Origin of the sequence: Paenibacillus lentus (assembly GCF_042714055.1) — a bacterium.
Classification (GTDB): domain Bacteria; phylum Bacillota; class Bacilli; order Paenibacillales; family Paenibacillaceae; genus Fontibacillus; species Fontibacillus lentus_A.
In genome coordinates this window covers 154,577-167,519 of the sequence record NZ_JBHGVC010000004.1, presented here as the reverse complement: position 1 = coordinate 167,519, position 12,943 = coordinate 154,577, and the positions used below count along the sequence as shown (strand labels likewise).

At 46.0% G+C, this 12,943-nt stretch carries 13 protein-coding genes; 4 read left to right on the top strand and 9 right to left on the bottom strand.

Annotated features, from left to right (window positions below):
* The first annotated feature begins 168 nt into the window (after window positions 1-168).
* The gene (locus ACE3MQ_RS10715) at window positions 169-513 is read left to right on the top strand and encodes a helix-turn-helix domain-containing protein (protein WP_379392605.1); all 345 of its coding nucleotides are present in this window, start codon (window positions 169-171) and stop codon (window positions 511-513) included.
* Window positions 514-1,413: 900 nt separating this feature from the next.
* On the opposite strand, the gene ACE3MQ_RS10710 is transcribed toward ACE3MQ_RS10715, so the two are convergent.
* From ACE3MQ_RS10710 to ACE3MQ_RS10695, 4 genes are all read right to left on the bottom strand, one after another.
* Window positions 1,414-2,241: a hypothetical protein gene (locus tag ACE3MQ_RS10710; protein ID WP_379392604.1), complete on the bottom strand. Its 828-nt coding sequence runs from the start codon at window positions 2,239-2,241 to the stop codon at window positions 1,414-1,416.
* 5 nt (window positions 2,242-2,246) lie between these two features.
* The gene (locus ACE3MQ_RS10705; protein WP_379392603.1) at window positions 2,247-3,020 is read right to left on the bottom strand and encodes an ImmA/IrrE family metallo-endopeptidase; all 774 of its coding nucleotides are present in this window, start codon (window positions 3,018-3,020) and stop codon (window positions 2,247-2,249) included.
* Window positions 3,021-3,031: 11 nt separating this feature from the next.
* Window positions 3,032-3,385 (bottom strand): XRE family transcriptional regulator, encoded by a 354-nt coding sequence (locus tag ACE3MQ_RS10700; protein ID WP_379392602.1) that lies wholly within the window; start codon window positions 3,383-3,385, stop codon window positions 3,032-3,034.
* 214 nt (window positions 3,386-3,599) lie between these two features.
* Window positions 3,600-4,190: an NAD(P)H-dependent oxidoreductase gene (locus tag ACE3MQ_RS10695; protein ID WP_379392601.1), complete on the bottom strand. Its 591-nt coding sequence runs from the start codon at window positions 4,188-4,190 to the stop codon at window positions 3,600-3,602.
* 133 nt (window positions 4,191-4,323) lie between these two features.
* Here ACE3MQ_RS10695 and ACE3MQ_RS10690 point away from each other — a divergent pair, with 133 nt between their 5' ends.
* The gene (locus tag ACE3MQ_RS10690) at window positions 4,324-4,752 is read left to right on the top strand and encodes a MarR family winged helix-turn-helix transcriptional regulator (RefSeq protein WP_379392600.1); all 429 of its coding nucleotides are present in this window, start codon (window positions 4,324-4,326) and stop codon (window positions 4,750-4,752) included.
* A gap of 34 nt (window positions 4,753-4,786) precedes the next feature.
* Here the strand turns inward: ACE3MQ_RS10690 and ACE3MQ_RS10685 are convergent, their stop codons facing one another.
* A complete protein-coding gene (locus tag ACE3MQ_RS10685) occupies window positions 4,787-5,578 on the bottom strand; it encodes a MerR family transcriptional regulator (protein ID WP_379392599.1) in 792 nt (263 codons plus the stop codon).
* A gap of 63 nt (window positions 5,579-5,641) precedes the next feature.
* Between ACE3MQ_RS10685 and uvrA the strand changes: the two genes are divergently transcribed.
* The gene (gene uvrA, locus ACE3MQ_RS10680) at window positions 5,642-8,104 is read left to right on the top strand and encodes an excinuclease ABC subunit UvrA (protein ID WP_379392598.1); all 2,463 of its coding nucleotides are present in this window, start codon (window positions 5,642-5,644) and stop codon (window positions 8,102-8,104) included.
* A gap of 190 nt (window positions 8,105-8,294) precedes the next feature.
* On the opposite strand, the gene ACE3MQ_RS10675 is transcribed toward uvrA, so the two are convergent.
* Together ACE3MQ_RS10675 and ACE3MQ_RS10670 are read right to left on the bottom strand one after the other, a co-directional pair.
* The gene (locus ACE3MQ_RS10675; RefSeq protein WP_379392597.1) at window positions 8,295-9,065 is read right to left on the bottom strand and encodes a TerC family protein; all 771 of its coding nucleotides are present in this window, start codon (window positions 9,063-9,065) and stop codon (window positions 8,295-8,297) included.
* A gap of 358 nt (window positions 9,066-9,423) precedes the next feature.
* Complete coding sequence (locus ACE3MQ_RS10670) at window positions 9,424-10,485, bottom strand: LLM class flavin-dependent oxidoreductase (protein WP_379392596.1); 1,062 nt, start codon at window positions 10,483-10,485, stop codon at window positions 9,424-9,426.
* Window positions 10,486-10,901: 416 nt separating this feature from the next.
* Between ACE3MQ_RS10670 and ACE3MQ_RS10665 the strand changes: the two genes are divergently transcribed.
* Window positions 10,902-11,420, top strand: a complete 519-nt coding sequence (locus tag ACE3MQ_RS10665) for a hypothetical protein (protein ID WP_379392595.1) — start codon at window positions 10,902-10,904, stop codon at window positions 11,418-11,420.
* A gap of 11 nt (window positions 11,421-11,431) precedes the next feature.
* Here the strand turns inward: ACE3MQ_RS10665 and ACE3MQ_RS10660 are convergent, their stop codons facing one another.
* Both ACE3MQ_RS10660 and ACE3MQ_RS10655 read right to left on the bottom strand, forming a co-directional pair.
* Complete coding sequence (locus ACE3MQ_RS10660; protein ID WP_379393068.1) at window positions 11,432-12,250, bottom strand: pentapeptide repeat-containing protein; 819 nt, start codon at window positions 12,248-12,250, stop codon at window positions 11,432-11,434.
* Window positions 12,251-12,562: 312 nt separating this feature from the next.
* Complete coding sequence (locus ACE3MQ_RS10655; protein ID WP_379393066.1) at window positions 12,563-12,904, bottom strand: zinc ribbon domain-containing protein YjdM; 342 nt, start codon at window positions 12,902-12,904, stop codon at window positions 12,563-12,565.
* Between the last annotated feature and the right edge of the window lie 39 nt (window positions 12,905-12,943).

Here is a 12,943-nt window from a genome sequence, read left to right as displayed (position 1 = left end):
GATCGGCAGAAAAGAAAAGAATGTGACTATATGGAAATTATACCTCACATTGCTAGTGGTTTCAATGTTAAAACGACTTTTCATAAATATAAAAGTCCTTTTAACTAACTCCAACCCTCTCTTTCCTTGGTCTACACTTTGATATAGAGAGAGGTTGTGGAAAATATTATGGAATTATCCGTATCTATTACACAGCGAATCGGTGCAAAAATTCGGCTACATCGCATAGCAAAAAATTGGACACAAGAACAGCTTGCAGAAGCGATTGGTTCTACAGCTTCCTATATTGGCCAAATTGAACGCGGCGAGAAAAACATACGCCTTGATACAGTTGAAAAAATAATCACTGCCCTAGATCTATCCATTGAGCAGTTATTTGATAATGAACATGAGCCCTTTTTGCAATCTAAGAAATGGGTTTGGGATAGCATAAATTTGATGTTGCAACAAGACGAACGGACTCAACGTAAAGTGTATCGAGTGATTCGGGAAATGCTGTTGGAAGAGGATTGAGGTGTTAGTTATAAATATGCTAGCTAGGGCAATTATGATCGTTAAAGGGGACTTACATAACAGGGACTAAAAAGGGGAAATACCTTTTTCTGATACTTTAGAAATAATATTAAAACAATGAGTCCATGCACAAAATGTTGTTTTATACAGTTTAAATGTTATTAGGATGCTATTACCCTATTGCATATAATCATCTTATCGCTAGCACACCATTATTAGATTTAGGGTGTGTTATTATTTATTTGTATTTGTCGAATTCTCAGAATTCATCAAGATTAGTAAAGGAGGAGTATCTATGACTGAGGCTTCTTTAAAATCTTATTAAAGAAACCTGGAATTAATTAAGAAACATTCAAAAATTAAAATTAGAGAGTCCTGCAAAAGTCATGTTTTTCGAAAAGCCAAGATTTTAGGGGGTACAATTATGTCTCCCTAAGCACAAAAAAAGAGCCTTAGAAGCGATTCTAGAGGCTCGTATGTTATTTACTGTTTTTGTTGTTCAGAAAAGTAGACTTTTGCAGCAGTCGGAAATTAGAGGGTTCCCAACACAGATCAATGATCAATCTGGACTCTCACAAGCTCTAAGATCGGGGCTTTAGCCTCAACCAAACCTTTTGACCATAATTAACTGACCCAATGTATATATTTTATCTGCTCGTACTCCAGATTATGCTTTTAATTCCCCTTCGGCCATATTGTCGTTTGTGATAAGTACCTGATATTCGCAGCCAGATAGAATTGAAGTAATTGCTGCAACAATAACATCTTGATAAAGCTGATTGTACCTATTATTAAATACAAATACAGGTCTCCTTTTCTGGATATTAAGTCAGTAAACGGGGTCAGAGTTTCTTCTCATTTCTCAAAACGAAAGTGTTATCCATTGGTTATCAGAAAAATCTAATACACAACCTCAATTCGCCGTAACTCCAAGAGTTCTATAAACAATGAGTTATCCATCGCCCCCTCAATGATCGTATGTTCTGTGATCCCATTATTTATTTCCCTATACAATACTTTTCTTGCCGGATCTCTGTAACTATCAACTATTTCTGCTATCGACAATCCCCTTCTTATACGAGCTTGAAGCATCGAATCGTTACTAAAAATACGAACCTTAACCCTGCTTCTAATCTCAGAAGCGATACTATCGAATCTATAATAGCAGTGATCCACAATGCGATATAAGTCACGATCAAGACCTATGAAATTAATATCAAGCGTCGGAAATACATCACGTATGAGATTCGACAGCCATAATAAAGAATATTCCCCTTTATTCCTGCCACCGTAAAAATGGGTAGTAAACAAATCCATTACTTTGTTCTCGATTTGCTGATTCGGAATGTTCTTAATTGCTTCGGCTAATGACTGGATTGTAAGAAAGGAACGGATGGTACAATTCTGATATTTCGCTAAGGAACGCTGTTTTGGAGAGTACATTTCGTGGAAGTATTGAACAAACGATGCTTCATTTATTAAAATTACCTTGCTAAACTGATTAAAAAAATGAGAGTACCTTAAGTCAGCATCTTCATGCAGCCTCAATTCGTCTACGATCGTCTGCGAAATAATAATCGGATGATTACTAATAAATTCATTAGGCAGTTGATAGCCATGACGAAAGAAGGCCAGCTCATGCACCGAAATAGCTGCTGTGTCATAGAGGAATACGCTTTGCGAAGTATCGAGGATATCCATGATTTCTTTAAAGTCCGTAATGAACATATCATCTAAACCTTTTTTATATTTTTAAAATATTCTTTTACCGCATTCAGAGTACCCCAGTTGCTTTCATTGGCCATGTCGGGCAAACGATCGCGCCCATGCTCCATCAGCTTCTCTACTTCCTGAAAATGAATCAGCATACTTCTCTGCACAGGTGAGGGATCCAATCCTAAGCGTACAAACTCGTCTTCAAATTGAAGCTTCTGATCAAACCATACTCTTAAATCTTCAACGCCAATTAGATGCAATTCATACAGTCGAATAAGTACAGCCTTATACGGGGCTGAGAACCGAGACATCGTTTGTATAATCTTATCCAGTAACACTTCCTCCCTAAGGCTCTGATAAAAGCTAATAACCTCAGCCGCATCCATCAACAGCAAGGAAGCGAAGTAATCGGCCTTCCGCTCGTCTAAATCCCGATCTAAATCTGATTCAATAATATGCAGCTTTTCGGGATCATTTTGAGTACGGGATATAATATGAAAAACTTCATGCAACAAAATGAAATTTTGATAAATTCGGGGCTGCCAGCTATTCAGGTAACACAGTACCTTTGGTTTTTTCAATAAAATGAATCCACCAAGAGTCTGATCCTTAATCGGCGCTTGAATCAAAAAATGGTTCTCTTCAATCCAGCGTTTAGCCCCATCCAGGATCGTCCATCCATTCAGATGATAATCCCTTAAGTAAGCCTTTACGTAACCATCCACTTCATAAAAAATTTCTTTATTTTTCTCGAAAATATCGGGTAAATGGTCGAAAGTTAATTCCGGCATATAATAACCCCTTAACTATAGATATTGACCAGGTCACAAATCCTCCCAATTTGCTCGAGACCTTGTCTTCCTTCTTCTGATAACTCGCCAGCTGAGAAAGCGGCGATACTACTCATTAAACCAATTTGTACCGTTTGTTCTGCCTTATATTGAAAATCCTCCTCAATGAAAAAAGAAGGAGGTAAGCCTAGTACTTCAGCCAGTTCCACTGCAAACTGAGCAACTTTCTGATTCTTGCCACTTAAATTCGCATAAAAAGCGGAAGGAGATTTGCCAAGCCTCTTAGCCAATCGTTCTTTCTTGAAGCCTTCACCGTCTAGATAAAGATTGATACGATCTAGAATTATCTTCTGATTTGATGCCATAACCATCACCACCCTTATTTTATATTATATTCAAACCATGCTACGAAGTACAGTTTTTCAGTAATTTATTTTAAAATATCCCGTTTTTCAAGGAAATAACAACTAAATATCTAATTTATTTACTGTTTTTCAGGAATATATTCATTAATTACTAGTATTCAAATTAGTCTGCGTTATAAGAATCTGCTTTATTCACTCGCTTTTTTAAGCAGCATCATAAGCCACTAGCCTCCCTAAAAAACCGATACACCCTCTCCAGCTTCTCCTTTTGCTTGCCCCGCGGGCTCTCCATATTGCCGAACTCAAAGAACTTTACCTTCTTGATCCCAACATAGTTAAACAGCGCTTTGCGCATTAACGTTTTGTGAGCGTTGTTCAGCCAGAACAGCGGATAGTGGGCCGGCCCCATCATCGTCGAAATACAAACTACGGATTTCCCTTTTAACAATCCCTCTGGCAAAAGTCCGCCCTTATCCCTATATGCGAACCCCGAAGCAAACATCTGATCAATGTATCCGAGCAGCATCGCTGGAGGACGTCCCCACCAGATCGGATAGATAAATACAATCTTGTCAGCCCATGTAAGCTGATCCCTGTATGGGGATAAAGCGGGGTCAATATGCATATCTCTCCTGCGCTTATGCTCGTTGAACACCAAGACGGGATTGAAGCCTTCTTCGTATAAATCGAGTACCTTAACCTCCTGAATCGCTGCGTTCTCTTGACTCCCCCGGATGACTTCCTGCAAAAAAGCATAGTTCAAGCTCTGATGGTTCGGATGCGTATATATAATCAATAACTTCATCGCCAAGCCCCTTTACTTATCATTTGATAAACAAAGGGTAGCATACACTCTTTTTAATTGTCAAATGATAATTATTATATGATAATTGTTTTATGATAATCATTTTGTTATCGTATCTCGTAGAGGTGATCCTATGGATAAGCATGCACTATTCCAGAAATTTGTGGCCTTTATCGCGGCCATTCATGAAATAACCAGTGATATGACTAGAGATGTGAGATCCGAAGACATAACACCCCTTCAATATAAAATGCTCGAATACATTGCGATCAGCCAACCGGTCACGCTGAGTGAAATCAGTGAATGCATGCATATTTCCATGCCGAATACGAGCCGGGAGCTGCGAAAGCTAAACGAGAAGCAATTATGCGATAAGCTGACGGATAAAGAAGACCGACGCAAGCAATATATTCGGCTTTCCGAGCAAGGGGAGAAGATGATGAATGAGGCTTTCGGGTGTGTGGAGTCCCGCTTTGCTGAGCGAATCGCTCATGTTTCCGAGGAGGAGTTGCAAGAAATCGAGCGTGCGCTCGATCTGCTGCATAGCAAGGTTTTTTATTGAGGATTAAGAGTACGCCAATACTACCTGCGAGGTTCTATTTCATCGCTAATAAATCCAGAACCTCCCGGGCGTTCTTCATCGCCTCCTCTAGAGAGACGATCAGCCGATCGGTGAGGGTCACGATATCCTCATCCGCTCGGGGCGTGTTGAGTACAGATAGGATATCTGTTTGTCCCCCTTGATCAAGCGCCAGGAACAGCCTTAATATAGCTGCCATAGAAAAATGAGCGCTCCGCAGTGTTCGGATAATTTTCATTCGGTCGATTTCCACGCCGCTATACATACGATAGCCATTCTCCATTCGCGGCACTTCAATTAAGCCGTTGCGTTCCCAGTTACGCACCACATCGACCGACACCTCCAGCTTCGCCGCAGCTTGCTTGCGTGTATACCGACATTCATCGACGGACGATGTAGCCGTGCCATGAACCCACTGATGAACGAGCTGCGCCGCCTCCAAAGCGCGAGCATGCTCCACTTGCAGGCAAGCTAAATAATCCTCGGCCAGTTTATAAGCCATAGGATACTCCTCTTGCCCCGTCGCCTCTACGATAGCCCGGGCTTTGGCGCGAAGATGGCCCTGGATGATTTCACTCCGAAATGCCGCGCGAGCTACCTTCATCTGCCATACATGAAGGTCGGTATAACAGCGATAGCCGTTCTCCAGCCTTTGGACAGGAGAAATGAAGCCCCACTCTTCATACAAACGGACGGTATTGGGATGTACATGGACTTCTTTGGCAATTTGAGATGTCGAGTACGTCTTGATGACTCTCCCTCCTTTAAAATTCTGAATGGCATAGCACCACCCCTCCAAACCCTCCATTAGCACACCAAGGTTTAAGCTTTTGCTAGAATGATCTCATCAAATCTAGGAGGAAACGTGGCAATGACTCAGAACATCGTAATTCAAGGGGCGTCCGAGCATAATCTCAAGCAGATCGATGTCGTTATTCCGAAGAATAAGCTGATTGTAGTTACAGGTGTATCCGGTTCAGGCAAGTCCTCGCTGGTTCTCGATACCTTGCAGAAAGAATGCCAGCGCCAGTACATGGAGTCCCTCGGTTTGCTGAATGAGGAATTCCAGAAGCCTCGAGTACGGAAAATGAGCGGACTGTCCCCATCTATCAGCATCCACCAGCACCATACGAACCGCAATCCCCGCTCCACGGTCGGAACGATGACCGACTTATATTCTTACCTTCGATTATTATACTCGAAAATAGGACAGCAGCACTGTCCGCACTGCCTGCAATATACGTCAGCCAGCCAGGATACGGATGCAGACGCGATCGCCTGTCAGCAATGCCAAGGCCATGTGCCAAATCTAACCCTTGCTCACTTCTCTTTCAATAAGCCGCAGGGCGCTTGTCCCTCTTGCATCGGACTAGGCGAGCTGCATCAGGTTGATTTATCGAAGGTACTCGATGAATCAAAAGCGATTGAAGATCATGCCATCTATGAATGGGATATTCATTATATTCGGCGCAATAAGACCGTTTTTGCCAATGCGGCTAAGCATTATGGATTCAGCTTCGATACAAAGAAACCTATCCGGGAACTGCCGAACGATGCTAAAGACTTTCTGCTGTACGGGACGACGGATGAACGATTCACCAGACATTTCCCGCATGTCCCTGCCCCTAAGACCGTCACGGCCGGCAATTTTGAAGGCCTTGTCACGAATATCATGCGCAGATATGCCGAAAGCGGAGATCATCCCTCCAAGCGAGCCAAGTTTGAGCAAATGCTGATTACCGCGTCCTGCCCTGCTTGCGAAGGAGAAAAGCTGAACGAAACAAGCAGACAGATTAAAATCGATGGCGAAACAATTGGTGCTCTCTCCAAGCGCTCCTTGGAGCAACTGTCAAGCTGGGTTGACCAGTTGAGCACGCAGCTTCCTGAAGATGAGCATGCCAAGATCCAGCCGATCCTGGCTGAGATGCGTTCGAACCTGGACAAACTGCTGTCCATTCGACTAGGTTATCTTACGCTGAATCGTGTGGTCTCTTCATTATCTGGCGGAGAATATCAGCGGTTTCGTTTGGCGGCTCTCCTGGATTCCGGGTTAACCGGAGTACTGTATATTTTGGATGAGCCAACCATAGGACTTCACTCGAAGGATACCGATCAGCTGGTTTCCGCGCTCAAACGATTAAGAGACCTGGGAAATACGGTCATCGTGATCGAGCATGACATGGACTTTATGCGACAGGCGGATTGGATCATCGATATTGGCCCTGGCGCGGGTGTTCATGGCGGCGAAGTCATTGCCGAAGGGACACCTGAAGACATTTTAACGAATCCACGATCCATCACAGGCCGCTATATGAAGAAAAACATGATTTTAGCCCATAATCCTGTAGATTTATCATCGGCGATTCATATCGAACAAGCCTCAAGCCATAATTTGAAGCAAATTAATGTAAAAATCCCGCTTCAAGCGCTGACCGCTGTAACCGGAGTTTCAGGCTCAGGGAAGTCCACCCTGATCTTTGATGTGCTGGCTCGGGGGCAAGGTGCCAAGGCTATCAAGGGCTTGGAGCAGTTTAACGAGATCATTCAGATCGATCAATCGCCTATCGGCAAGTCCTCCAGATCCAATGCGGCTACGTATACCGATGCATTCACACCGATTCGTTCCTTATTCGCTAAAGTCGCCAAAACAGCTAACCTAAGCATCCAGCTCAAGGACTTCTCGTTCAACGTCCCCGGCGGACGCTGCGAGACCTGTGAAGGCGCCGGCTTCGTTACAACCGTCATGCACTTCATGCCGGATGTAGAATCACTCTGTCCAGCCTGCCGCGGCAGGAGATACCAAGAGCATATTCTGGCCGTGCGCTATCAAGGCGCTAACATCCACGATGTGCTGCAAATGTCCGTCGATGAAGCCTTGCGGCTGTTCTTCTCTCAGCCTGCCATCAGGCAGAAATTACAGCTCCTCTCCGACATCGGGCTAGGTTATCTAAAGCTGGGGCAATCGGCAAACACACTGTCTGGCGGTGAAGCCCAGCGAATTAAATTAGCAAAAGAATTAAGCAGGAAGGCGAGTGGCCATATTCTCTATCTACTCGATGAACCGACGACTGGACTGCACCCACAAGACATCGAAGTGCTGTACCAAATGATCCGGCAATTGGTGAAAAAGCGGCATACTGTCTGCGTCGTAGAGCATAACCTGGAATGGATCGCGGCCAGCGACTGGATCATTGATCTAGGCCCTGAGGGTGGTGCAGAAGGCGGCTCCGTTATCGCCGAGGGCACTCCTCGCGAGGTGGCCGAGAGCAGCAATAGGAAGAAGAAGTCGCATACAGGCGCACTGCTGGCTCGATATGAGAAAAACATCGTTTAATTTTGCAAAAAAGCTGCAGGACTCCTCTTTCGTATCTTATTCCAGAGCAATCCAGTAAACAAAGGCTGCTGACCCCAAAAAAGGTGTCAGCAGCCAGATATGATGCAAACCAGCTAATACCTAAAAAATTAAGCATTCACATTCTACGTTGCCCAGTGAACGACTTCCTTCGCTCCTGCGGCCGGGATGTCTAATTTTGCCCAGCCACGGCCGGCTTCTTCTCCTTGGAGAGGAACCAGCCAGCCGCACCAATCACAATAAGAACAAAATAGAAGATGAGCTTCCAAAGCGTGGAATGCGCAAACTCATGCGAAATGAGTCCCACGTCCTCATGTCCCAACGTTAGAACGGCGAGTTTAACGCCAACCCAGCCGACAATTGCAAAGGCAGCAATTTCGAGACCAGGTCTGGAATTCAGCAAATTCACGAACAAGTTAGCCGCAAATCGCATAATAACCAGTCCAATTAACCCTCCCGCAAACACGACGATAAATTTGCCGCCATCCATACCGCCAATCGCCGGAAGCGGAGTATCTGGCAGCGTCATCGCCATTGCGACGGCCGCCAAGATCGAGTCTACCGCAAACGCAATATCCGCTAATTCCACTTTGATGACCGTTGTCCAGAAGCCGGGCTGCTTCTTTTCTTTTTTGACCTTGACTTCTTTTTTCTTGATAAACACTTTTCTGACGATGTGGTTGATCGCGATAAATAATAAATACAAAGCGCCGATCGCTTGAATCTGCCATACATCCACCAAGAAAGAAATGATAAATAACGAGGCTAATCGGAACACGAAAGCACCGGCAAGCCCGTAAAACAATGCCTTTTTCCTATCCGCTTCGGGCAAATGCTTTACCATGATGGCCAGCACCAGAGCATTATCCGCGGCCAAAAGGCCCTCCAGAGCGACTAATAATACTAAAACCCAACCGTATTCCAGCAACATTGAAAAATCCATTCTCCATCCCCTTTTCCGAATCGTTCTTTTACCTTTTCTAGTGTTAGCTTGTCACCCTACAAATCATCCAAAAACTTTCTAGCAATTAGCGAATCCCCCTTAAGCCCGTCTAAAATAAAATAAACCCTTGCCAAACGGCAAAGGTTTAATAAAAAAGACCTTTACCCGTATAAAAAGCAGGCAAAGGTCTTGCTAACAACAAATTCGTTGCCAACAAAGCCGGAAGACATCGGTCTTCGAATTGACGACTTTGCTGTATCAGCTACTCCCCTTTAGGAAGAATATCAAGTTTTTTTAACTATAACTGCTTTCCCCGGGCTTTGTCAATGGACATGTTCGTTAATCGTATAGAAACTATTTAAATATTCTCTTCGTTCTCTGCTTCCCAGCGAGCGACTTCCTCTCGCACACGCGGGGCAACCTCGGTACCCAGCAGCTCAATAGCCCTCATGACATCCTCATGCGGCATCGTACCGAGCGGAACGTGCAGGAAGAAGCGAGTGATCCCTACATCCTTGCGCAGATGGATGATCTTCTGGGCCACCGTCTCCGGGTCGCCTACGTATAACGCCCCTTCCAGGCTCCGGGCGGTGTCGAAGCTCGAACGATCGTAATGGCCCCAGCCCCGCTCGCGGCCAATTACGTTCATACTCGCCTGCGTAGAGGGGAAGAACTTGTCCGCCGCAGCCTCCGTTTCCTCCCCGACAAAGCCGTGGGAGTGCGAGGCGATTGGCAGCTTCGATACATCATGTCCGGCTTGCGCCGCTGCCCGCTTGTACAGCTGTACGAGCGGGGCGAACTGAATCGGGCGGCCGCCGATAATCGCAAGGACGAGCGGCAAGCCAAGCAGCCCGGCGCGGATTACCGATTCCCTGTTCCCTCCGCTGCCGATCCATACGGGCAGTGGGTTCTGAACCGGGCGCGGATAGATGCCCAGGTTATGAATCGCCGGGCGATGCTTGCCGCTCCAGGTCACTTTCTCGGACTCGCATATTTTAAGCAGCAGATCCAGTTTCTCATCGAACAGCTCGTCATAATCCTGCAAGTCATATCCAAACAGCGGAAAGGACTCAATGAAGGAGCCCCGCCCTGCCATAATTTCGGCCCGTCCGTTCGAAATGCCGTCGAGCGTGGCAAAGTCCTGGAACACCCGTACCGGATCGTCGGAGGAAAGCACCGTGACCGCGCTCGTCAGCCGAATCCGCTTCGTCTGAGCCGCAGCGGCAGCCAGCACGACGGCTGGAGAAGATGCCGCATAATCCTTTCGATGATGCTCGCCTACCCCGTAAACGTCCAGCCCTACTTTGTCGGCCAGAACGATCTCCTCCACTACCTCGCGCAGCCGCTGGGCATGGCTCATCACCTCACCCGTATGTACGTCCGGCGATGTCTCAACAAAAGTGCTTACACCTATTTCCATGGTCAATCCCTCCTGCATCCTTCGATTATTAACGCTTCTCCTCATAACACTTGAAAAGGAATCTCACATTGGAGAGCGAATTTTACTATATCTCATTCTATCCCAATCATGAAGGTTATGCCTAATGGTGACTTGTTCGAACGTTATGTTATCGCTCTCATTTTGGGCAATTCGCTCTGTTGTCCGTTACTTTCCTGATTAGATGAAACCAACTAAGGTGGAAAGCAACTCCCAAAGGATCGCCTATCCCAAAACGTTCGCTAGCTACTTTTAATTAAACTTGTTTTGACACAAGTTCAGCTATGATGAATTTTAATTTGGCTTTACAGCTAATTCAAATTCATCAGAAAAGGAATTTTCTAAAACGCAAATTTCGTTCATATTCTACGAATTGGAGAAAGGAAGCTGTTATCCGTATGAGCAACAATACCATTAAGGCCCTCATAGGGACGTTGGCAGGGCTGCTCCTGATTAGCCTATTCCTCTGGTTATACCCTTTTCCCAAGAAGATTGATATCGAATATCCAGCGGTTCAATTCCGCGGTCATCCGGCCGAAGCCGTTGAACAAACCACACTAACCCTAAAAGGCGTTCTCTACAGGCCGTTATTTCGTGATGAGAGATTCGTTGGGGAGCTTTTCATTGAGAAATATGATTTCACGACAAAATATGAGCTCATCGATATTGTTTTCCATAAGAATATTAGAAATGGGTGGGGAACATTGTCTTATACTAAAGTAGCGAACGGACAAGTCAGCCTCAACACATTCGGCGACATCCGGAAATTAAACCAGTTTGATAAAGTGCTTATTTCCGTGTATGAGCCTATAGGAGAAAGCAGCAAAACCTGGACTGACTTAGTGATTACAGCTCCGGCCCAAAGCTTTGAAGAGGCTCAAGATATACAGGAAGCCTTCCGGGATTCGTCGGATTAACCAATTGCACCTTAGGCCTGCCAATGCATCGGATGATTGATGGACGGCGGCAGCTTGGTCTGGATGTCACCTTTCGCGGAGTTGATCTGAGCCTGGGTGAGAAAAATACTATCCCTGAGATCGGCCCCCCGAAGATCCGCATCTCTCAGATCCGCCCCGATGAGGTCAGCCGCACGCAGGTCTGCGCCCCGAAGGTCTGCGGCGATCAGGTAGGCTCCCCTTAAGTTAGCGGCGCGAAGATCCGCCCCACGCAGCTTTGCTCCGATCAGATCCGCGCCCCGGCCAAAGGCCTTCCGGCGACGGGCAGCCGGGCTCTTCAGCGATTGTAAGGCTGCGGCTCGCACAAGCTCGCTAGCCTGCAAGAGCAGCATATTCACCTCGGCCCGATGTGCGGCTGCATCCAGCTTCAAGAGAGTATCAGCATCGAGGCAAGCCAGCCGCTCCGTCTCTTCCAGGGCTGCCCGGATGTCATTGTGAATAGAGCGGGCAGGCTGGAAGGTTAACGCCTCGGTCAAGTACCAGAGAAGCTCATGGAGCTGCCACATGAGCGGGAACACCTCGAACATCGCCTTCGCCGCTGCCTCGTTCTGCCGCCAGTCGCGTCCTCCAAAGGTCACTTGGGAGACCTTCTGTCCCGCACCGAGGCAGTCATATACCGTACAGCCCCGAAAGCCCTGCTGTCTAAGGCTTTGATGGATGCCGCAGCGGAAATCAGGCTGTAGATTCGGGCAAGGCTCACCGGCGTTCTTATCGTTCGCGAAGTCTGCCGAAACCGCAAAGGGCAGCGCAACACAGCACAGCCCGAAGCAGTTCTCGCAGTCAGCCTGCAAGCTGTGGCTGTATTTGCCCCCATCCCCGAATCTAGATTCCGAATTTTTATTTTGGTCAGACACGATCCGTTCTCCTTCCCTTTCTACGTACCTAAGTTTTGAGATCTTTAGAGAAAAAATATGTTAGTATCATAGATACTTTTCTTCTTCTCCGTCAATCTTTTTTTACTTGGATCGTTCCCCCATTATTGCGGAAATGTTATGTACGTATGCAAATAAGCATGCAAGCTCCTTACGAGCTTACATGCTTATTAAAAACTTCACTCTTAGCTGCACTCTTATGCGATTGATCCTTTTTGTCGCAGCGCGAATCTATATCTTTTTCACAAATTCCGATTTCAGCTTCATCGCCCCGAAACCGTCAATCCTGCAGTCGATATCATGATCGCCATCAATCAGGCGAATGTTCTTCACCTTGGTGCCGATTTTGATGACGGATGAGCTTCCCTTCACCTTCAAGTCCTTGATGACGGTAATAGAATCGCCGTCGTTCAGAATATTTCCATTAGCATCCTTCACGACTTTGGCTTCTTCTCCCTCAGCGCCACCCCCATCAGCAGACCATTCATGACCGCATTCCGGGCATACCAACAAGTCTCTATCTTCATATGTATATTCTGAACTGCATTTCGGGCAATTGGGTAATGACATAATTTTATATCCTCCATTCATTTTCAATAGCATTGTATGATT